Raw genomic sequence first — 17,796 nt, forward strand, 5'->3', positions numbered from 1 at the left:
TCAGGGGGCATAGTCTAGCTACCAGGCTGTTGAGCCTCAGGCTCTGTGGATGCTCACCCTGATGCCAAGGCCTGCTGGCAGCTAAACAACAAGCCCGGAGAGACACAAGGCTCTGTCCGAAAAGTCGGCGAGCGAAGGTTAGACAAGGCAAAAATCGGTGAGACAGCGCAGTTTACGGGGTGTAAATGAGCATGTTGATCCGATTTTTAACGCCGTATTACCGAGCGTAGGCACTTTTCAGACAAGCCCTAAGCGGGCCTTGCCTCGTCGTCAGCGGCTGCGGGCTCAGGCTCACCATCGCCGGGCAAGGCCAGTGCCATCAAGGCGCTGGCCAGCACCAGCGCCGCCGACACCCACAGGCAGGCTGACAGCCCCTGGCTTTGATACAGCCAGCCCGACAGCAAGGTGCCGAGCAGGCGCCCCATGGCGTTGGCCATGTAATAGAAGCCCACGTCCATGGAGGCACCCTCGGCGCGGGCGTAGTGCACGATCAGGTAGCTGTGCCAGCTCGAATTGATGGCGAACAGCACCCCGAACAGCAACAGACCCACCACCAGCCAGCCCACCTGAGCCAGCGGCAGCACCGCCAGCAGGGCTGGCAGCCCCGCCAGGGCCAGCGCCCAGAATACCGTCGTGCGTCGCTGGCTTCCTGCCATCAGCGAGGTCAGCCGGGGCGCCTGGGTCTGGACACCCCCGTAGCCGATCACCCAGATCGCCAGCAGCCCGCCCACCGTCCAGTGGCTCCAGCCATGCTGGTCATAGAGAAACACCGGCAAGGCCACCACGAACCAGACGTCCCGGGAGGCAAACAGACACAGGCGCGCGGCCGACAGGACATTGATCGCGCGGGACTTGGAAAATATCTCGGAGAACTTGGGCTTGCGCTTCGCGCGCCCCAGATCGGCCTTGAGGCGAACCAGCGAGAGGACCAGCACCGCCAGCAGCATCACCGCCATGACGATGACCGCACCACGAAAGCCGATCAGCGTCAGCAGCAGACCGCCGAGGAAGAAACCGGCCCCCTTCAGCGCGTTCTTGGAGCCGGTCAGGATCGCCACCCAGCGATACAGGGTAGAGCTTGCCGAGGCACTCTCGGCGGGCACCAGTACCTTGACCGCGCTCTTGGCGCTCATCTTGTTGAGGTCCTTGGCGATGCCCGACAATGCCTGGGCCGCCATGACCCAGGCCACGCTCAGCGCCGAGGACGGCACCATCAGCATGGCCAGCGCCACGATCTGCAGAGCGAGTCCCAGATTCATGGTGCGATTGAGCCCCAGCCGTGCTCCGAGCCAGCCCCCCACCAGGTTGGTGATCACCCCGAAGGCTTCGTAGAACAAGAACAGCATCGCCACTTCGAGGGGCGAATAGCCCAACTGGTGGAAGTGCAGCACCACCAGCATGCGCAGGGCGCCGTCGGTAACGGTAAAGGCCCAGTAGTTGCCGGTGATCAGCAGGTACTGGCGGATTTCGAAGGGCAGCGCCTTCACCCGCGCCATCAACGATTCAGCCACGACCCACCTTCAGCGCCAGCTCTGCGGTGCGGTTGGCGTAGCCCCACTCGTTGTCGTACCAGGCGTAGAGCTTGAGCTGGGTGGCGTTGACCACCATGGTCGACAGCGCATCGATGATCGAGCTGCGCGGGTCGGTGCGGTAATCGATGGACACCAGCGGACGCTCCTCGTAGCCGAGAATACCGGCAAGCTCCCCTTCGGCGGCCTCGCGCAGGGCGGCGTTGACCTCATCCACCGTGACCTCGCGTTCAAGTTCGAAGACCATGTCGGTGAGCGAGGCATTGGCCAGCGGCACGCGTATGGCGTGGCCATTGAGCTTGCCCTCGAGTTCGGGAAAGATCGCGGTGATCGCCTTGGCCGACCCGGTCGTGGTAGGGATCAGGCTCATGCCACAGGCCCGCGCCCGACGCAGGTCCTTGTGGGGTGCGTCGAGGATGGTCTGGGTGTTGGTGATGTCATGCACCGTGGTCATGGAGCCATGACGGATACCGAAACGCTGCTGAATCACCTTGACCACCGGGGCCAGACAGTTGGTGGTGCAACTGGCGGCGGTGACGATGCGGTGACGCTCGGGCTCGTAGAGATCGTCGTTGACCCCCATGACCACGTTGAGCACGCCCTCCTCCTTGACCGGCGCGCTGACCACGACGCGCCGCACGCCCTGGTCGAGATAGGCCTGAAGCCTGTCCAGGGTCTTGTGCTTGCCGGAGCATTCGATCACCACGTCGCAGCCGGACCAGTCCGCGTCGGCCGGCACGCTTGCTCCGCTGAAGGCCACCGCGCGACCGTCGAGGTTCAGCTGCTCGCCCTCGCCATTGATCCCGCCCTCGGGCGAAAAGTGGCCGTGCACCGAATCGAACTCCAGCAGGTGGGCGAAGGTGGCGGCGTCACCACCGGGATCGTTGACGCGAACCAGGTCGACCTCCCCGGCGGCGATACGCGGCCACAGGCTGCGAACCACCAGGCGGCCGATCCGCCCGAAACCATTGATACCGATACGTAGTGTCATGAAAGTCTCGCTTTAGAAAGTGAATCTCGCGCCCCGGCACCCGCCAGGCTCTGCCGACAGAGGGTTGCGCCATCAATCGTCGGCCAGGTGGCGGGCGCGATCACGATCCTTGATCTGCAGCCACAGCATCAGGCGCACGCGGATTTCCTGAAGCGCCTGGGCGTAGGCGTTGTCACGCTCGATGCCACGGGGATCGCGGATATCCCAATAGAGATGCTCGTCGCGACTGCCCTCCCAGTCGCGACAGGTTTCCTGGGCCTTGTCGCACAGCACGATGACGGCATCGAAGTGCTGTCCCTCGAAGCTGTCGAGGGACTGACTGGCGAGCCCCTCGGTGCTGATGGACTGCTCCTTGAGCGCGGCCAGCGTCTTCTGATGCGGCTCGTCCGGCTCGGTACCGGCGCTGAAGGCATCGAAGCGATCACCGGCCAGGTGGCGCAGCAGCGCCTCGCCCATCAGCGAGCGAGCGGAATTGGCGTGACACAGAAACAGCACGCGTTGCTTGCGGGACTCTTGTGACATCGTCATCGGGGGCGCCTCAGAATATATGGAATTTCATATATACGAGACAAGGATGTCAATTCCGTGACCGTTTCGCGTCCACCACAAGGAATCGACGACAGCCGCCAGGATCAGTGGGCGGCGGCCGAGGCCTGGCGCCTCAGGCGCACGATGGTGATGATGTTGGTGGCGAAGATCAGCGTCTCGGCCAGAGTGCCACCCAGCGAACCTGCCAGCAGGTTGCTGATGATCCAGCAGAAGGCGGCGCCGGCCAGTACCAGACGCATCGCCACCCCTCTGAGCATGAACATGGCAAAGGTGCCAAGCAGCCCTGCCGTCAGGGCAGGAAGATCACGCGCATCACTCCAGGTCAGCGCCGCTACCAGCAAGGTGGCGAGCAACATGCCGAGCATGATCGCCAGATTGCCGGGAAAGCGTCGCGCCAGAGCGATGCGCAGGATGATCAGGGCCGAGATCGACGCGGCTACCCAGCTCCCCAGCAGGGCAAACTGGGTCGCGAAGGCCAGGTTGGCTCCCAGCAGCAATACCAACAGCTTGTCGTCATGCCGGCTGGCGAAGCCGATCACGCAGAGCGTGAGCGCCACCAGGCTGACGGCCTGCCCGGCGAGCCATCGCAGCCCCATCTCCTCCATGCCAAGCCCCCAAGCGATCGAAAAAGGATCGGTCATCCTAGCACGGCTGTTGCGCTGTGCCGGGCAGGCAGGCAAGCGACCGAGCCTGTCCGCATGCGTGGTGACGACGTGCGAAGGCTGGCAAGGTCGCTGCCCTCGCACTAGGCTAAACCGAACTTTGCTACGCGTAACCGCCCATGCCCCTCTCGGACTTTCCCTGCGACCAATACCTTGAGCGTATCGGCCTTGTGCAACCCGTCGAGGTGTCTGCCGAGTGCTTGCGCGCGCTGCATCGCGCCCAGCTCACCTCGCTGCCCTTCGAGAACTTCGATATCTGCCTGGGCCGCGGCGTGGATGTCAGTGCTAAGGGCATTCTGGCCAAGCTCATCGGTCAACGCCGGGGCGGCTACTGCTTCGAGCTCAACGGCCTGTTGCTGATGGCACTTGAGGCCTTCGGATTCGAGGCCAGGGCCCTGTTGGGACGTGTACATCTGTCGGGACCCCCCACCGGGCGCAGTCATCAGGTATCGCTGGTGACGCTGGACAAACGCCAATGGCTGGTCGACGCCGGCTTCGGCACCAATACGCCCCGTGCACCGATCCCGCTGACCCCGGACACCCCGCTCCACATCGGAGACCAGACACTACGACTGGTGGAGAACGCTCGCTACGGGATCATGCTGCAATCATTGATGGGAGCCCAGTGGGTCGACCTCTATAGCGTCGATTTCACCACGGTGTGCGAAGGTGATATTCAGATGGCCAATCACTTCACCTCCACCTGGCCAGGCCTGCACTTCACCACCTCGCGCATGGCCGCGCTGACCACCCCCGAGGGCCAGATCAGCCTTTCCGACTTCACCCTGAAGATCCGACGCGGGGACACGACAAGCGAACAGCTCCTGCCCCCGGGCGCGGCCTACCTGGCGGCGCTTGAAGAGCACTTCGGGATCGTGCTGGAGGCGAGCTACGAGGATCTCGCCCCACTCTAGTCGATCCCGCTGTCGATCTCTCGATCGATCCCGCAGTCGCTCCTGCTTCCACGCTATCCGAGGTCGACCGCGTCTTGTGTAGGGTTGGGCTGGGCTGGGCTGGGAAAAAGAGAAAATCCGACATGGCGCCGTGGTCAGTGCCCTTAACCCCTCGCGACAGTCGCCAACAGGCCCCATTCCGTGTTGAACTATGCCCCGAGCCTTTGTCTGCCAATGGATTTGGAAAGGAGCCTGCCGTTTATGTTCAATCGCCTTGCGTCCGGCCTGCGTGCCGCCGGTGTGCTGAGCCTGCTGGCGCTGTCGCCGCTGACCTTCGCCCAGAGCACCGGTAATGCCGGACCCGCCGTCAACACCGAAACCTTCCAGTCATGGGAGGTCAACTGCCCGGTCAACCCGTCCGACGGCTCCTGCTCCATGACCCAGCTGGTCAATGGTGCCGATGGCGAGCCGGTCCTTCGGGTCGTGGTCGGCAACCCTGCTCAGCTGGACGGTTCTGCCATGACCTTCCTGGTTCCGCTGGGCGTACGTCTGGCCCCAGGCCTGCAGCTCAAGGTCGATACCAATGAGCCGGTGGGCATGCCCTACCAGGTGTGTGTGCCCCAGGGCTGCCGTGCCGACATCCCGCTGCAGCCGCAACTGCTCAACCAGTTGAAGGCCGGCAGCACCGCCACCGTCAGCATCGTCAACCCGCGCGGCCAGCGTCAGGACCTCAACGTGTCGCTGATGGGCTTCAGCGCCGCCAAGGATCGCGTCGACCAGAACTGATCGATCCTTCACGCCACCCGCCTTCGGGTGGCGTGTCCCTAACCTCTTTCCCCTCCTGTCTCTTCTCCCCACCTGTCGATTTTCTGCCAGTCGCATTGTTACCGATCTTGCGCTCGCGCATTCCTTTGGCCCCTTCTCCCCGCTGGCGTTTTCGGTCGGCAGAGCCGAGGCCGTGCTACGGCACTCGTGCACCTAAGTACGCTTAGCCAAGGGCGCCGACTTCGGCCCAAAGTGGAACAATAAGTTGCAGGTAAATTGCCTATGATCAGCTGCAGGGGCAAAGCCTCGACCGTGACACGCCAAGGCAACGGCAAGCATGGCGACAACGACCAGTGCAGCGCCAGTGAAGAGCGCAGCGATATCGCAAGCGCATCGACACTAAAGAGCACAGCGCCAACAAAGAGCGCATCGACAACAACAAGCACCAGGAGGTGAACGGTGATAACCCTGACGATCAACGACCAGCAGCATGAACTGGACGTGCCCGAGCAGATGCCGCTGCTGTGGGCGCTGCGCGATGTGGTAAATCTGACCGGCACCAAGTTTGGCTGCGGCATGGGGCTGTGTGGCGCCTGTACTGTTCACCTGGACGGCGCCGCCGTGCGCTCCTGCGTCACGCCGGTAGCGGCGGCAGCGGGCAAGCGCGTGACCACCATCGAGGCCATGGCCACCGACGCTGTCGGCAGCAAGGTGCAGGAGGCATGGCTGGATGTCGGCGTGGCCCAGTGCGGCTACTGCCAGGCCGGCCAGATCATGAGCGCGACCGCCTTCCTCAAGGACAACGCCAACCCCAGCGACGATGACATCGCCAGCGCCATGGGGGGCAACATCTGCCGCTGCGGCACCTACAACCGGATCCGCACCGCGATCCATCGTGCAGCCGGACAGGAGGAGCAGGCATGAACCGTACCGTCGATACGCTGCTGCTGGCCAACGTCAGCCGCAGACGCTTTCTCCAGGGACTGGCCGCCGGAAGCGCGCTGGTAGTGGCCGCCCGCTGGGACCTGGCCGCCGCCGCCGAGGACAAGCAGTACGGCGCCGCCGGCATGGCCTACGGCTGGGTCGACAATCCCAACGTGTTCATCCAGATCGACGAGGACGGCAGCGTCACCGTGACCAACCATCGCGCCGAGATGGGCCAGGGCATCCGTACCAGCCTGGTGATGGTGGCCGCCGATGAGCTGGGTGCCGACTGGAGCAAGGTCAAGGCTACCCAGGCACCAGGGGATTCCGAAACGTATGGCAATCAGGACACCGACGGCTCGCGCAGCATGCGCCACTGGTTCGATCCCATGCGGCGGGCCGCTGCCTCGGCCCGTCGGATGCTGGAACAGGCCGCCGCCCAGCGCTGGGACGTACCTGTGGACGAATGCCAGGCCGGCGTCCACGTCATCGTCCACACGCCTAGCGGGCGCGAACTCGGTTTCGGCGAGCTGGCGGCGGCGGCCAGGGAGCTCGATATCCCCTCCCGAGACACCCTCTCGCTCAAGCCAGAAAGCGAATGGCGACTGATCGGTAAATCCCTCGGCCCCAGCCACGACAGTGATACCGGCAACCTCGAGCGCGCCCCTGCGGTGGACGGAGAGGACATCGTCAGCGGCAAGGCCATCTACGGCGGCGACATGCGCCTGCCGGACATGGCCTACGCGGTGATCGCGCGCCCCGATGTGCTGGGTGCAAGCGTCGCCAGCGTCGATGACAGCGAGACGCTCAAGATTCCCGGGGTGATCAAGACCGTCAGGCTCGAGGGCACCTCCCAGCCGTCGTCCTTCCACCCGCTCGGCGGCGTGGGGGTGATCGCCGACAACACCTGGGCGGCCATCGAAGGACGCAAGGCGCTCAAGATCCAGTGGAATACCGAAGGGCTCGACGCCAACGCCGGCTACGACACCAAAAGCTACCGCGAGATGCTCGAGCAGCGCGCCGATTCCCCCGGCAAGGTGCTCAGAGCCAGCGGCGATATCGAGGCGGCGCTGGCCGACGCCGAGTCCCGCCACAGCGCCACCTACTACATGCCTCACCTGGCCCATGCCACCATGGAACCACCGGTGGCCATCGCCCGGGTGAGCGCAGACGGTGCCGAGACCTGGGCGCCGGTGCAGGACCCGCAGAGCGCCCGCGACCAGGTCGCCGAGCAGCTCGGCATCGACGGCGCCAGCGTCAAGGTCAACCAGACGCTGCTGGGCGGCGGCTTCGGGCGCAAGGCCAAGCCTGACTTCGTGGTGGAGGCGGCGCACCTGAGTCGTGCCCTCGACGGCCGCCCGGTGCAGCTTCAATGGACCCGCGAGGACGACCTTCACCACACCTACTTCCACGCGCTGTCGGTGGACCGCCTGGAAGCCGGCCTCGGCGGCGACGGCAAGGTCCAGGGCTGGCGTCATCGCACCCTGGCGCCGACCATCATGTCGATCTTCCAGGACGACCCCAGGTACAAGGCGACCTACGAACTCGGCATGGGCCTGACACCCCTGCCCTTCGACATTCCCGCGCTATCGCTGGAAAACGGCGAGGCCCCGGCGCACAAGCGCATCGGCTGGTTCCGCTCGGTGGTCAACCTGCCCCACGCCTTTGCCATCCAGAGCTTCGTTGCCGAACTCGCCGCAGCCGCCGGACGCGATCATCGCGACTACCTGCTGGAACTTCTGGGGCCGGCGCGCGAGATCGACCCGCTGGCCGTCGGCGCCACCTGGAACTACGGCGAGGACCCGGAGCGCTATACCATCGATGTCGGACGCCTGCGTGGCGTCGTCGAGCGGGCGACCAAGGAAGCCGACTGGGGCAAGTCGTTGCCCGAAGGCCGCGGCCAGGGCCTGGCGGTGCATCACAGCTTCTGCTCCTACACCGCCATCGTGCTGGACGTGGAGGTCAACGATCAGGGCAATGTGATCGTCCACCAGGCGGACGTGGCCTTCGACTGCGGCCCCAGGGTCAACCCCGAGCGCATCCGTGCCCAGATGGAGGGCTCGGTGGTGATGGGCATCGGCATCGGCCTGCTGAACGAGATCAGCGCAAGCGGCGGTCGCATCGAACAGGACAACTTCCACCAGTACCTGCTGCCTCGCCAGGCCAACGCCCCGCGTGAGGTGCGTGTCCATCTGGTCGACAATCCCGATGCGCCGATGGGCGGCGTGGGTGAACCAGGGCTTCCCCCGGTGGCGCCGGCCCTGACCAACGCCATCTTCGCCGCCACCGGCAAGCGCATCCGGGAGCTGCCGGTGGGCAACCAGCTGAAGGGCTGACGTCCACCGAGGTGAGCCCCCTTGCGCGGTGACGTCCGTGCAAAAGCGAGCGGCCAGGCTACCCTGAAAGGGTCGCCTGGCCGCTTTTTTACCGCCAGCATCAATCGGATTGAGGAGCGTCACCATGTCGATAGAGTTCCTGCTGACCAGTCTCATCGTAGTGCTTGCCCCCGGCACCGGGGTCATCTATACCCTGGCGACAGGACTCGGACGTGGTGCAAAGGCTAGTCTGGCCGCGTCGCTTGGCTGCACACTTGGCATCGTGCCTTCCCTGATTGCCGCCATCACCGGCGTCGCCGCCATCCTGCATACCAGCGCCCTGGCCTTTTCCGTGCTCAAGATACTCGGCGTCATCTATCTGCTCTACATGGCCCTTAGCCTGCTGAAGCAGGGTGGAGCCCTGGACCTCCCTGGCCGGCCGGCCCGTCAGGGTTCGCTTGTCAGGATCGGCGTCATCGGTGCCCTGATCAACGTCCTCAATCCCAAGCTGTCGGTCTTCTTCCTGGCCTTTCTGCCGCAGTTCATCACCGCGTCGGGAGCGAGCGCACTCGAACAGATGCTGGGCCTCGGCGGCATCTTCATGCTGATGACCCTGGTGATCTTTTCAGCCTATGGGCTGGGAGCTGCCTGGATCAGGGGCCACGTCGCGGGACGCCCCGGCATCATGACCGCTTTTCGGCGACTGTTCGCCGGGACCTTCATTGCCTTGGGTGCCAAGCTGGCCCTCGCTGAGAGATAGCGGAGAGATAGGAGAGATAGCGGAGAGATAGAGGAAGAACAGCCCCTTGCCGATTTCGTGGCCGAAGCCTCATGCCCTTCGAGACACCAAGGGTATCAAGGTCAAGCGATCGCAAGGTGGGCGTAAAGGGCGCGGCGCACTAGGCACCAACGCCCTCGAGGTCACATCCGAAACGTGGACGAGGACGAACACTTTTCGAACAACACCCATGCGCGCTTCAACGTGAGCGCACCTCGGTCCATAGCTGCTGCAGCATGGTCAGCGATTCCCCCTCGATCAGCGGCGTGGTCACCAGGTGACCGCTGGTCTCGGGATCGAGCCTGGAGGCCTCTCGCAGTGCCTCGTCGACCATCGGCAGGGCAGCCTCATTGGGCGTTCTGTAGTAGGCATAGTTCGCCGCCTTGGCGGCATTTTCCGGACGCATCATGAAGCTGATGAAGTCCTGGGCCAGCTGCGGATGGGGGGCTCTCGCCGGCACCACGAAGGTATCCATGCCGAGCTGGGCGCCTTCCTCGGGGGCGAAGAAGGCCAGATCACCATAGATCTCGGGGGAATCGGCCTTGCGGTAGTCCACGTCGCCGCTGTAGGTCACCGCCACTGCACTGACGCCTCGTGCCACCTGCTCCACCGCCGCGGTACTGTCGACGAAGCCGGTGAAGTTGCCCCGTTCCAGGGTCTGGCTGACCAGCTTGGCGGCGTTGATCCAGGCCTCCTGACCGACGCAGTCGAACCCCGCTCCCTGGTAGGCGCAGGCCATGCCGAGTGATACCTGGGGATCGCCACCCAGCAGCGCGAAGGGCTGGTCGGGATTGATCTCGGGGTCGAACAGCACGCTCCAGGAGTGCGGCAGCTCGTCGAAGGTGTTGGTGTCGTAGACGATACCGGTAACGCCCCACAGGTAGGGCACGCTGTAGCGCTCTTCGGGGTCATAGGGCGGCTGGCGGAAGGCTTCCATCAGATCCTCTCGCCCCTGCTGGATGCGCAGGTCGTCGAGCTCCCTCACCAGGCCGGCGTCGATCAGCCGGGTGACGTAGTAGTCGGTGGGCACCACCACGTCGTATTGAGCGTCACCACCGGCGGCCAGCTTGGAGAACATCTCGGCGTTTGAGGTGAAGTAGTTCTGCACCACCTCCACCCCGAACTCCTGCTCGAAGGCCTCGACCAGCGCCGGGTCCATGTACTCGGTCCAGTTGAACAGAAACAGCTTGTCGTCATCCTGCGCCCAGACACCGGTACTGACCATGCCTAGTGCTGCCACCGCCATCCATCGTTGCATGACTTCGCCTCATTCCATGTCGTTGTTGTTTGATCTTGTCTGAAAAGCGCTTGGTTCGCAGGCAAATAATGCGCCAGCCAGACAGCGTTGTACAACGCGAAACTGACAGGCCCGCCCCTCCCCCTCACAAGGCACGACGCCGCTTGCGAGAGCGGCGTCGTGGATACTCCAGGCCTGTTACAGGATGACGGGGGCATCCAGCGCCGTTACCACCGCCTGGTCGCGGTCGTAGATATCGGGACGAAAGGCCAGGTGGCCGTCGGTCTCGGGTTGCACCGTCCAGTAGTTGAGCACCACCGGTATGCGCCGATCCAGACGCACGTTGCGGGTCTTGCCGTCGTTGATCAGGCGGCCGACGTTGGCGGAGGTGTCCGAGTCGTCGAACAACAGCTGGGCCAGCTCCGCCACCCCTTCCACGCGGATACAGCCTGAGCTCAGCGCACGCTGAGTACGGTTGAACAGCCCTCGCGACGGGGTGTCGTGCAGGTAGACCAGGTGGTCATTGGGAAAACGGATCACGACCCTCCCCAAGGGGTTGCGAGGCCCGGCCCCCTGGCGCAGCATCACCCCGCCGGGGCTCGACCAGTTGACCGAATAGGGATCAACGCGCTTGCCGGAGGGTGATAACGCCACCATGTCACGGCTGGCCAGATACCCCGGATCGCGCTTCACTCGAGGCAGAATGTCCTCACGATAGATCGTGGGTGGCACCGTCCAGGTGGGGTTGAGGGTCAGGTGGGTAATCTCCGAACGCAATGTCGGCGTGCGCCGGTAGGGTTGGCCGACGACGATACGTGAGCGCCAGACGTCGCCGTCGGGGCGGAAGTAGCTGAGCCGATAACCGGCGATATCGACCAGCACGAAAGAGTCCGGCAGGCCATGCAGCAGCCAGCGGGCACGCTCCAGGTTGGCGCGGATCTGATCGATGCGAAAGCCCACCGGAAGATTGAGCGCGCTCTGGGTATTGGGTCCGACCACCCCATCGTCGGCGAGCAGGTGGCGGCGCTGAAAACGGCGTACCGCCTCGGCCAGGGTGCTGTCGTACACCTCGGCTTCGGGGGCCTCGAGTTCCACGTGCGGGTAGTGGCCGGTGTCGGCGGACATCACTTCCAGTTCACCGATCATCGCCAGGCGCTGTCGCAACAGCGCGACGTCGGTGTCCTGATCGCCGGGACGCAGCGGCGTCTCGCGACTCGGCAGCAGTGGCCAGCCCCCCAGACGTTCGATGTTGCGATAGCGTGCCAGGGCGGCCCTCAGCTGACGATACGGCTCGAAAGGAGGCCGTGCCAGCGCCAGCGCAGCCTCGACATCGCCGTCGTCCAGGGCACGCGACAACGCCACCAGGTCGAACGTCGGTGGCGCAATATCGACCTCCCAGTCACTGTCGATGCGGTGCGGATCCACCTTGCCACGTTGCAGATGGGCCATGGCGGTCAGCAGCGTTTCGGTGGCCTCGAGCTCGAAGCCTCCGGGGGTCTCGAGATTGGCCCCTCTGGCCCGGCCAAGCAGCGCGTCGGGCGCGTAGTCCGAGGGTGAGAGCCCATCCTCCTCGAGCGTCCTGAGTCCGTCGGCCAGGGCCTCCACGCGGCCCATGTCGGTCCACACCGGACGCTGGCCACGCAGACTGTAGAATCGCTGCGCCATCTCGGAGGCGCCGACCAACTCGTTGGCCAGGGGACCCGGCACGACCCCGTCGAGATCCTGAAGGTTCTGCTCGACGCTGGCATCGCTGGCAAGCCCCTGGCCGTTGGCGCCCTCGCCACTGACGTCGCTTCCATCGCTTGCCGTTGCCCCCCAGACCGGGGTAACCAGCAGACCATAACAAAGCGCTATAGCGACACCCCTCCTTGGCATGAGTCGCAATAGAACATTTGGGCTAAACATGGCATCTACTCCCTGCAACATGACGTCAATACTGGCCATCCTGGGCGGTATTGTCATAATAGAGTCGTCGGTATCGGGTTCCGCCGAGCCGACCTGATTTTTCTAGCGTGCGCGAAGATCATGTTTCTCCGCTCTGTGTATTAGCGTATCGCGTTATTTGATCTTGCGTAACGCCTGTTCGCGTATCCGCGACATCACCGACAGGAAGCCTAGAGATGTCACGAAGCTCCTCTCATGACAATGCATCACCTCGTCTCTCGATTTTTCGTTACCTCTTATTATTGACCCTAAGTGCCTTTTTTGCGGCGCCTGTTCTCGCTCAGGACTTTCTCAGGACATCCGTCAGGGCGAATGCGCCGTCAGCCACATCGCTCGAACAGACCCTGGCCCGCCTCGCCCCCAAGGCCAACCCGGGGGTACTGCGCCTGGCCGCACGGGCGCTCAACTGCGCCGACCCCGGCGCCGAGCGCCTGGCGGTCATCGACTTTTCCCTGCCTTCAACCGAACGCCGCCTGTGGGTCTTCGACCTGCGCCAGCCCAGGCTGATGTTTCGCGAATGGGTGAGCCACGGCAAGAACTCCGGCGACGCCATGGCCACGCTGTTCTCCAACGTGCCCGAGAGCTACCAGTCGAGCATCGGACTGTTTCGCACCAAGAACAGCTATGTAGGCAGCAACGGCTATTCCCTGCGACTCGAGGGTCTTGAGCCGGGGGTCAACGACAACGCCTTCGATCGCGCCATCGTGATGCACGGTGCGGACTACGTCAGCCAGGAGTTCATCGACCGTACCGGACGCATCGGCCGCAGCCACGGCTGTCCGGCGGTACGTACCGAGGTGGCGGTACCCTTGATCAACAGCATTCGCGACAATCAGTACCTGTTCACCTACTACCCGGACCAGCGTTGGCTCAACAACTCGGCCTTTCTGCGCTGTCCGAACAGCAGTGAGCGCCTGGCCCTCAACGACTGAGTCCGTCGCTTGAGGTTCCAGCGTCGGCGTCACCCGCCAGCGGCGGGTGACCGCTCCTCCTTGTTCTCTTTTTGTTCGCATCTCTGTTCGCACATCTTCTTGAGTCGTTCCCCTTTCTCTTTCTCTCCCTTCTCTCTCCCTCTACCTTCTCTCTACCTTCTCTCCTTCTGCTCCTTCTCTCTCTTCCTGCTCCTTCTATCTTCGCCGCGCTCCTCTACCTTCTCCCTTTGGCACCAAGTCGGCGCACAGGGGCGGTGTCGAGTGCACAATGATGCAGCGCAATGATGCGATCCTGCTGAAGTGCTATTCCGCATAAAAACCACAAGGTGTTGATATAACGAGATTTCAATAGAAACAGGCATCCCGCTTGCTTAGTAGTGGTTAGCGAGAGCCAGACGTAGACCAGGCCCCAGCGGTACGAGTGCGTCGGACCCGACCTTCAATGGCGAAGGCCACACAAGTTCGAGTGTTCGTCCACCCAGCGAGGGCTGTGTTCATGAATCTGCGCAACAAGGCCAACAGGATTCGCCTGTTTTCCTTCTCGACTCCCCAGATGCGAGCCTTTCACTTCTCCTGGTTCGCCTTCCACCTGTGCTTCTTCGGCTGGTTCGGCATCGCGCCATTGATGGCCGTGGTCAGAGATGACCTCGGACTGACCAAGACCCAGATCGGCAACACCATCATCGCCTCGGTGGCCATCACGGTAATCGTGCGTCTGGCCATCGGCGTCCTGTGTGACCGCATCGGGCCGCGCCTGGCCTACACCTGGCTGCTGTGCCTGGGCGCCATCCCGGTGATGAGCATCGGTTTCGCCGACAGCTTCGAGTCCTTTCTGATGGCCCGCCTGGCCATCGGCGCGATCGGCGCCTCCTTCGTCATCACCCAGTACCACACCTCGGTGATGTTCGCGCCCAATGTGGTGGGTACAGCCAACGCCACCTCCGCCGGCTGGGGCAACCTGGGCGGTGGCACTACCCAGATCCTGATGCCGTTGATCTTTTCTGGCCTGTTGATGCTGGGCGTCAGCGAGACCCTGGGCTGGCGCCTGGCCATGGTGGTCCCAGGTGTGGTGATGTTCATCGCCGGTCTGTGCTATTACCGCTTCACCCAGGACGCGCCCGACGGCAACTTCAAGGACCTGCGTGCACGCGGCGAGCTGCCGGAAGCCTCCGGCGAAGGCTCCATGTCCAGCACCTTCGGCGCCGCCGCCCGGGATATCCGCGTGTGGGCGCTGTTCGTGGTCTATGCCGCCTGTTTCGGCGTCGAACTCACCATCAACAACATCGCCGCCATCTACTTCTTCGACAACTTCGACCTGACCCTGGCCACCGCCGGCATGATCGCCGGACTGTTCGGCCTGATGAACCTGTTCGCTCGCACCATGGGCGGGGTCTTCTCTGACCTGTTCGCCCGCAACGCCGGGCTCAAGGGTCGCGTACGCTGGCTGTTCATCGCCATGCTGTGTGAGGGCGTGGCACTGATGTTCTTCTCCCAGATGCACGTACTGGCGCTGGCCATCGGCCTGATGCTGGTGTTCAGTCTGTTCGTGCAAATGGCCGAAGGCGCCACCTTCGGCGTGGTGCCCTTCATCAACCGTCGCGCCCTCGGCGCGGTGGCCGGTATCGTCGGCGCCGGCGGCAACGCCGGTGCGGTGGCGGCGGGATTCCTGTTCCGTTCCGAATCGATCAGCTACCAGCAGGGGCTATTCTACTTGGGCGCGGCGGTGATCCTGGCCTCGCTGTGCGCGCTGCTGGTGCGCTTCAGCCCCGAGGTCGAAGCCGAAGAAGCCGCCGCCTACGAACAGGCTGCCTCAGGCGAGACAAGGGGCGCGCTGTCGCTGCGCTGAGTCCGCTGTTGCGACCCCTGGCAAGACGACCTGGGCCCGGCATCCTGCCGGGCCTTCTCGTATCGGGCCCAGCCTGACGAGCCCCTCCCGTGCAGGTCCGTCCGCCAATATCCGACAGGACTCATCCTTTTCTGCTACCCGATATCCGGGAAAAGATGCCCCTTGAAAGTCGCAGACGCCGCCCGAAGGATTGCAACAAAGGCAATGGACGAGCATGCTGAATCAATCATACAGAGATAGCCCGTCAAGCCCCGTCACCGAGAGACCAGGAGGAAGCGATGCGAGAACGAGTGTTGCTGATCACCGGAGCGTCAAGCGGCATCGGGGCCGCCACGGCCAGGGCGGCCGCTCGAGAGGGCTATCACCTCGTCCTGGCGGCCCGTTCGAAGGACGGACTCGAGGCCCTGGCTCAGGAGCTGGGACCGGAGAACGTGCTGACGGTCGGCGTCGACGTGACCGACATCGAGGCCCAGAAGACCATGGTGGACGAGACGCTCGAGCGTTTTGGTCGTCTCGACGCGGTGTTCGCCAACGCCGGACGTGGTGGCTCTCCCGGCGGCTTCAGCGAGGCCGACCCGGAAAGCTGGAAGTCGATGCTGATGACCAACGTGTACGGGTTGGGGCTGACCATCCAGGCCTGCCTGCCCGAGCTTAGGCGTAGCCACGGACACATCCTGCTGACCGGCTCGGCAGCGGGGCGTACCACCATCCCCGGCTCCATGTACGGTGCCACCAAGTGGGCGGTCTCCGGCATCGGCTACAACCTGCGCGAGGAACTGCGCGGCAGCGGGATCCGAGTCACGCTCATCGAGCCCGGCATGGTCAACACCCCCTTCTTCGATGAACCACCGGAACATGCCCTGGAAGATCGCGACGTCGCCAACGCCGTGATGTACGCCATCTCCCAGCCGCACCATGTCGACGTCAACGAGATCCTGGTGCGTCCCACGCCACCGCTGGAAGAGTGAACGTCTTCACTCTTCGGACACCACCATCACCGACGCGATTTCACCACACCCAGATGGAGACCTCATGACCATTGCTACCGGCGAACGCCTGCCCGACGTGACCCTCTTTACCAACGGCGACAAGGGTCCAGAGTCACTGACCACCGACGCCTTCTTTTCAGGACGCAAGGTGGTGCTGTTCGCTGTCCCCGGCGCCTTCACTCCGGGCTGTTCCAACACCCATATGCCCGGCTTCGTGGTCAACGCCGACAAGCTGCTGGAAAAGGCCGACGCGGTCGCCTGCCTGGCGGTCAACGACGCCTTCGTCATGGGCGCCTGGCAGAAGGACCAGAACGCCGAAGCGATCACTATGCTGGCCGACGGTAACGCCGATTTCACCCGAGCCATCGGCATGGACAAGGATGCCAGTGCCGCAGGCATGGGCGTGCGCAGCCTGCGCTACGCGATGATCGTCAACGACGGCGTGGTCGAGTATCTGGGCGTCGACACCGAACGCGGCGTGATCGAGGCGTCCAGTGCCGAGACGGTGCTGGCCAGGCTCTAAGGCTTGTACGAAAAGTGCCTGCGCTCGGTAATACGGCGTTAAAAACCGGCTGGTGCGCCAGCCCGGTCAAGATGCTCATTTACACCTCGTAAACTGCGCTTTCTCACCGATTTTTGCCTTGACTAACCATCGCTCGTCGGCTTTTCGTACTAAGCCTGGCGCTGCAAGCGGGGGCTGACGCCCCCGCCTTCAAGCCCCTGCCTTCACCCCCCTTCTTCAAGGCGGTCATCCAGCACAGTTCTGCTAGTCTTGGGGGGTAGCCCCCACTGACGAGAACACGGTCCATGAACGCGACAGCAGACCAGGCCATGCGCCTGAGCGGTACCTGCCTGTGCGGTGCGGTGACACTCAAGGTAGCACTTGAACAGCAGAGCGTCGGCGCCTGCCACTGCCAGATGTGTCGAACCTGGGGCGGCGGCCCGCTGTTGGCACTGGAGTCGGTCAGTCAGCTGACACTCGAAGGCGAAGAGGCTGTCACCTTCTATTCATCGTCCGACTGGGCCGAGCGTGCCTTCTGTCGCCACTGCGGCACCCACCTGTTCTACCGATTGAAGAACGGCGAGCACACTTCGGTACCCGTTGGCCTGATCGACAGCGGAGAAGCCTGGCGGTTCGACCTCCAGATCTTCATCGACGAGAAGCCCCACTGGTACCACTTCGGCAACGACACCCGCAATCTGACAGGCCAGGAACTGTTCGAGGCGTTTTCCAAGGACAGCTGAGACTGGTTCCTCCAGGCCCTTGGCCAGCGTTGGTGACTTGCGCCACGTTCAGCCAAGCCCGCCGTTTTTAGGTTCATCGCACTTTGCCGGGAAATGCGGCACGGATCTTCAGGAAGAAGTACGCAGTGTCGCGGTATCCATAGGCCATCCGCTTGATAACTTTGATTCGGTTGTTCATGCCCTCCAGCACACTGGTG

General features: G+C 63.6%; 17 protein-coding genes. 10 read left to right on the forward strand and 7 right to left on the reverse strand.

Annotation, left to right across the window (positions count from 1 at the left end):
• Positions 1 to 248: 248 nt before the first annotated feature.
• From arsJ to C9F12_RS21940, 4 genes are all read right to left on the reverse strand, one after another.
• A complete protein-coding gene (arsJ, locus tag C9F12_RS21925) occupies positions 249 to 1,511 on the reverse strand; it encodes an organoarsenical effux MFS transporter ArsJ (RefSeq protein WP_240184331.1) in 1,263 nt (420 codons plus the stop codon).
• Positions 1,504 to 2,520, reverse strand: a complete 1,017-nt coding sequence (locus tag C9F12_RS21930) for an ArsJ-associated glyceraldehyde-3-phosphate dehydrogenase (RefSeq protein WP_108450213.1) — start codon at positions 2,518 to 2,520, stop codon at positions 1,504 to 1,506. The genes arsJ and C9F12_RS21930 overlap by 8 nt, the downstream gene beginning before the upstream one ends.
• A 72-nt stretch (positions 2,521 to 2,592) precedes the next feature.
• Complete coding sequence (locus C9F12_RS21935) at positions 2,593 to 3,048, reverse strand: arsenate reductase ArsC (protein WP_308812402.1); 456 nt, start codon at positions 3,046 to 3,048, stop codon at positions 2,593 to 2,595.
• A gap of 104 nt (positions 3,049 to 3,152) precedes the next feature.
• Positions 3,153 to 3,710: a YgjV family protein gene (locus tag C9F12_RS21940; protein WP_240184332.1), complete on the reverse strand. Its 558-nt coding sequence runs from the start codon at positions 3,708 to 3,710 to the stop codon at positions 3,153 to 3,155.
• 140 nt (positions 3,711 to 3,850) lie between these two features.
• On the opposite strand from C9F12_RS21940, the gene C9F12_RS21945 reads away from it, so the two are divergent.
• The 5 genes from C9F12_RS21945 to C9F12_RS21965 all read left to right on the forward strand — a co-directional run bounded on the left by C9F12_RS21945 (position 3,851) and on the right by C9F12_RS21965 (position 9,388).
• The gene (locus tag C9F12_RS21945; RefSeq protein ID WP_108450215.1) at positions 3,851 to 4,645 is read left to right on the forward strand and encodes an arylamine N-acetyltransferase; all 795 of its coding nucleotides are present in this window, start codon (positions 3,851 to 3,853) and stop codon (positions 4,643 to 4,645) included.
• Positions 4,646 to 4,885: 240 nt separating this feature from the next.
• Positions 4,886 to 5,410, forward strand: coding sequence for an invasion associated locus B family protein (locus C9F12_RS21950; RefSeq protein WP_045992593.1), 525 nt, complete (start codon positions 4,886 to 4,888; stop codon positions 5,408 to 5,410).
• A 438-nt stretch (positions 5,411 to 5,848) separates the two neighbouring features.
• The gene (locus C9F12_RS21955; protein WP_045992594.1) at positions 5,849 to 6,313 is read left to right on the forward strand and encodes a (2Fe-2S)-binding protein; all 465 of its coding nucleotides are present in this window, start codon (positions 5,849 to 5,851) and stop codon (positions 6,311 to 6,313) included.
• Positions 6,310 to 8,649, forward strand: coding sequence for a molybdopterin cofactor-binding domain-containing protein (locus C9F12_RS21960; protein WP_108450216.1), 2,340 nt, complete (start codon positions 6,310 to 6,312; stop codon positions 8,647 to 8,649). The genes C9F12_RS21955 and C9F12_RS21960 overlap by 4 nt, the downstream gene beginning before the upstream one ends.
• 124 nt (positions 8,650 to 8,773) lie before the next feature.
• Positions 8,774 to 9,388 (forward strand): LysE family translocator, encoded by a 615-nt coding sequence (locus tag C9F12_RS21965; protein WP_108450217.1) that lies wholly within the window; start codon positions 8,774 to 8,776, stop codon positions 9,386 to 9,388.
• 217 nt (positions 9,389 to 9,605) lie between these two features.
• Here C9F12_RS21965 and C9F12_RS21970 read toward each other — a convergent pair whose 3' ends face one another.
• Together C9F12_RS21970 and C9F12_RS21975 are read right to left on the reverse strand one after the other, a co-directional pair.
• A complete protein-coding gene (locus C9F12_RS21970; RefSeq protein WP_108450218.1) occupies positions 9,606 to 10,664 on the reverse strand; it encodes a spermidine/putrescine ABC transporter substrate-binding protein in 1,059 nt (352 codons plus the stop codon).
• Between the two features lie 177 nt (positions 10,665 to 10,841).
• A complete protein-coding gene (locus tag C9F12_RS21975) occupies positions 10,842 to 12,548 on the reverse strand; it encodes a L,D-transpeptidase family protein (RefSeq protein WP_240184333.1) in 1,707 nt (568 codons plus the stop codon).
• Between the two features lie 215 nt (positions 12,549 to 12,763).
• Here C9F12_RS21975 and C9F12_RS21980 point away from each other — a divergent pair, with 215 nt between their 5' ends.
• The 5 genes from C9F12_RS21980 to C9F12_RS22000 all read left to right on the forward strand — a co-directional run bounded on the left by C9F12_RS21980 (position 12,764) and on the right by C9F12_RS22000 (position 17,599).
• Positions 12,764 to 13,519, forward strand: a complete 756-nt coding sequence (locus C9F12_RS21980) for a murein L,D-transpeptidase catalytic domain family protein (RefSeq protein ID WP_083970384.1) — start codon at positions 12,764 to 12,766, stop codon at positions 13,517 to 13,519.
• 496 nt (positions 13,520 to 14,015) lie between these two features.
• Positions 14,016 to 15,365, forward strand: a complete 1,350-nt coding sequence (locus tag C9F12_RS21985) for an MFS transporter (protein ID WP_045992599.1) — start codon at positions 14,016 to 14,018, stop codon at positions 15,363 to 15,365.
• Between the two features lie 278 nt (positions 15,366 to 15,643).
• Positions 15,644 to 16,333: an SDR family oxidoreductase gene (locus C9F12_RS21990; protein WP_045992600.1), complete on the forward strand. Its 690-nt coding sequence runs from the start codon at positions 15,644 to 15,646 to the stop codon at positions 16,331 to 16,333.
• A 64-nt stretch (positions 16,334 to 16,397) separates the two neighbouring features.
• Positions 16,398 to 16,877 carry a peroxiredoxin gene (locus C9F12_RS21995; RefSeq protein WP_108450219.1) on the forward strand — a complete coding sequence of 160 codons (480 nt, stop codon included), beginning with the start codon at positions 16,398 to 16,400 and terminating at the stop codon, positions 16,875 to 16,877.
• A 284-nt stretch (positions 16,878 to 17,161) separates the two neighbouring features.
• Positions 17,162 to 17,599 carry a GFA family protein gene (locus C9F12_RS22000; protein ID WP_108450220.1) on the forward strand — a complete coding sequence of 146 codons (438 nt, stop codon included), beginning with the start codon at positions 17,162 to 17,164 and terminating at the stop codon, positions 17,597 to 17,599.
• A 73-nt stretch (positions 17,600 to 17,672) separates the two neighbouring features.
• On the opposite strand, the gene C9F12_RS22005 is transcribed toward C9F12_RS22000, so the two are convergent.
• Positions 17,673 to 17,796 (reverse strand): transposase (locus C9F12_RS22005; RefSeq protein WP_146188265.1); only part of this gene is annotated, 124 nt, incomplete at its 5' end.

This window comes from Halomonas sp. BN3-1 (assembly GCF_003056325.1).
In the GTDB taxonomy this organism is placed as follows: Bacteria; Pseudomonadota; Gammaproteobacteria; order Pseudomonadales; family Halomonadaceae; genus Halomonas; species Halomonas litopenaei.

Excerpts from the sequence above, each read along its gene's own strand:
- C9F12_RS21990 (WP_045992600.1), top strand. The coding sequence starts at position 15,644 with ATGCGAGAACGAGTGTTGCTGATCACCGGAGCGTCAAGCGGCATCGGG.
- C9F12_RS21940 (WP_240184332.1), bottom strand. The coding sequence starts at position 3,710 with ATGACCGATCCTTTTTCGATCGCTTGGGGGCTTGGCATGGAGGAGATG.
- C9F12_RS21960 (WP_108450216.1), top strand. The coding sequence starts at position 6,310 with ATGAACCGTACCGTCGATACGCTGCTGCTGGCCAACGTCAGCCGCAGA.
- C9F12_RS21995 (WP_108450219.1), top strand. The coding sequence starts at position 16,398 with ATGACCATTGCTACCGGCGAACGCCTGCCCGACGTGACCCTCTTTACC.
- C9F12_RS22000 (WP_108450220.1), top strand. The coding sequence starts at position 17,162 with ATGAACGCGACAGCAGACCAGGCCATGCGCCTGAGCGGTACCTGCCTG.
- C9F12_RS21970 (WP_108450218.1), bottom strand. The coding sequence starts at position 10,664 with ATGCAACGATGGATGGCGGTGGCAGCACTAGGCATGGTCAGTACCGGT.
- C9F12_RS21965 (WP_108450217.1), top strand. The coding sequence starts at position 8,774 with ATGTCGATAGAGTTCCTGCTGACCAGTCTCATCGTAGTGCTTGCCCCC.
- C9F12_RS21980 (WP_083970384.1), top strand. The coding sequence starts at position 12,764 with ATGTCACGAAGCTCCTCTCATGACAATGCATCACCTCGTCTCTCGATT.
- C9F12_RS21945 (WP_108450215.1), top strand. The coding sequence starts at position 3,851 with ATGCCCCTCTCGGACTTTCCCTGCGACCAATACCTTGAGCGTATCGGC.
- C9F12_RS21935 (WP_308812402.1), bottom strand. The coding sequence starts at position 3,048 with ATGACGATGTCACAAGAGTCCCGCAAGCAACGCGTGCTGTTTCTGTGT.
- C9F12_RS21930 (WP_108450213.1), bottom strand. The coding sequence starts at position 2,520 with ATGACACTACGTATCGGTATCAATGGTTTCGGGCGGATCGGCCGCCTG.
- C9F12_RS21985 (WP_045992599.1), top strand. The coding sequence starts at position 14,016 with ATGAATCTGCGCAACAAGGCCAACAGGATTCGCCTGTTTTCCTTCTCG.
- C9F12_RS21950 (WP_045992593.1), top strand. The coding sequence starts at position 4,886 with ATGTTCAATCGCCTTGCGTCCGGCCTGCGTGCCGCCGGTGTGCTGAGC.
- C9F12_RS21975 (WP_240184333.1), bottom strand. The coding sequence starts at position 12,548 with ATGTTTAGCCCAAATGTTCTATTGCGACTCATGCCAAGGAGGGGTGTC.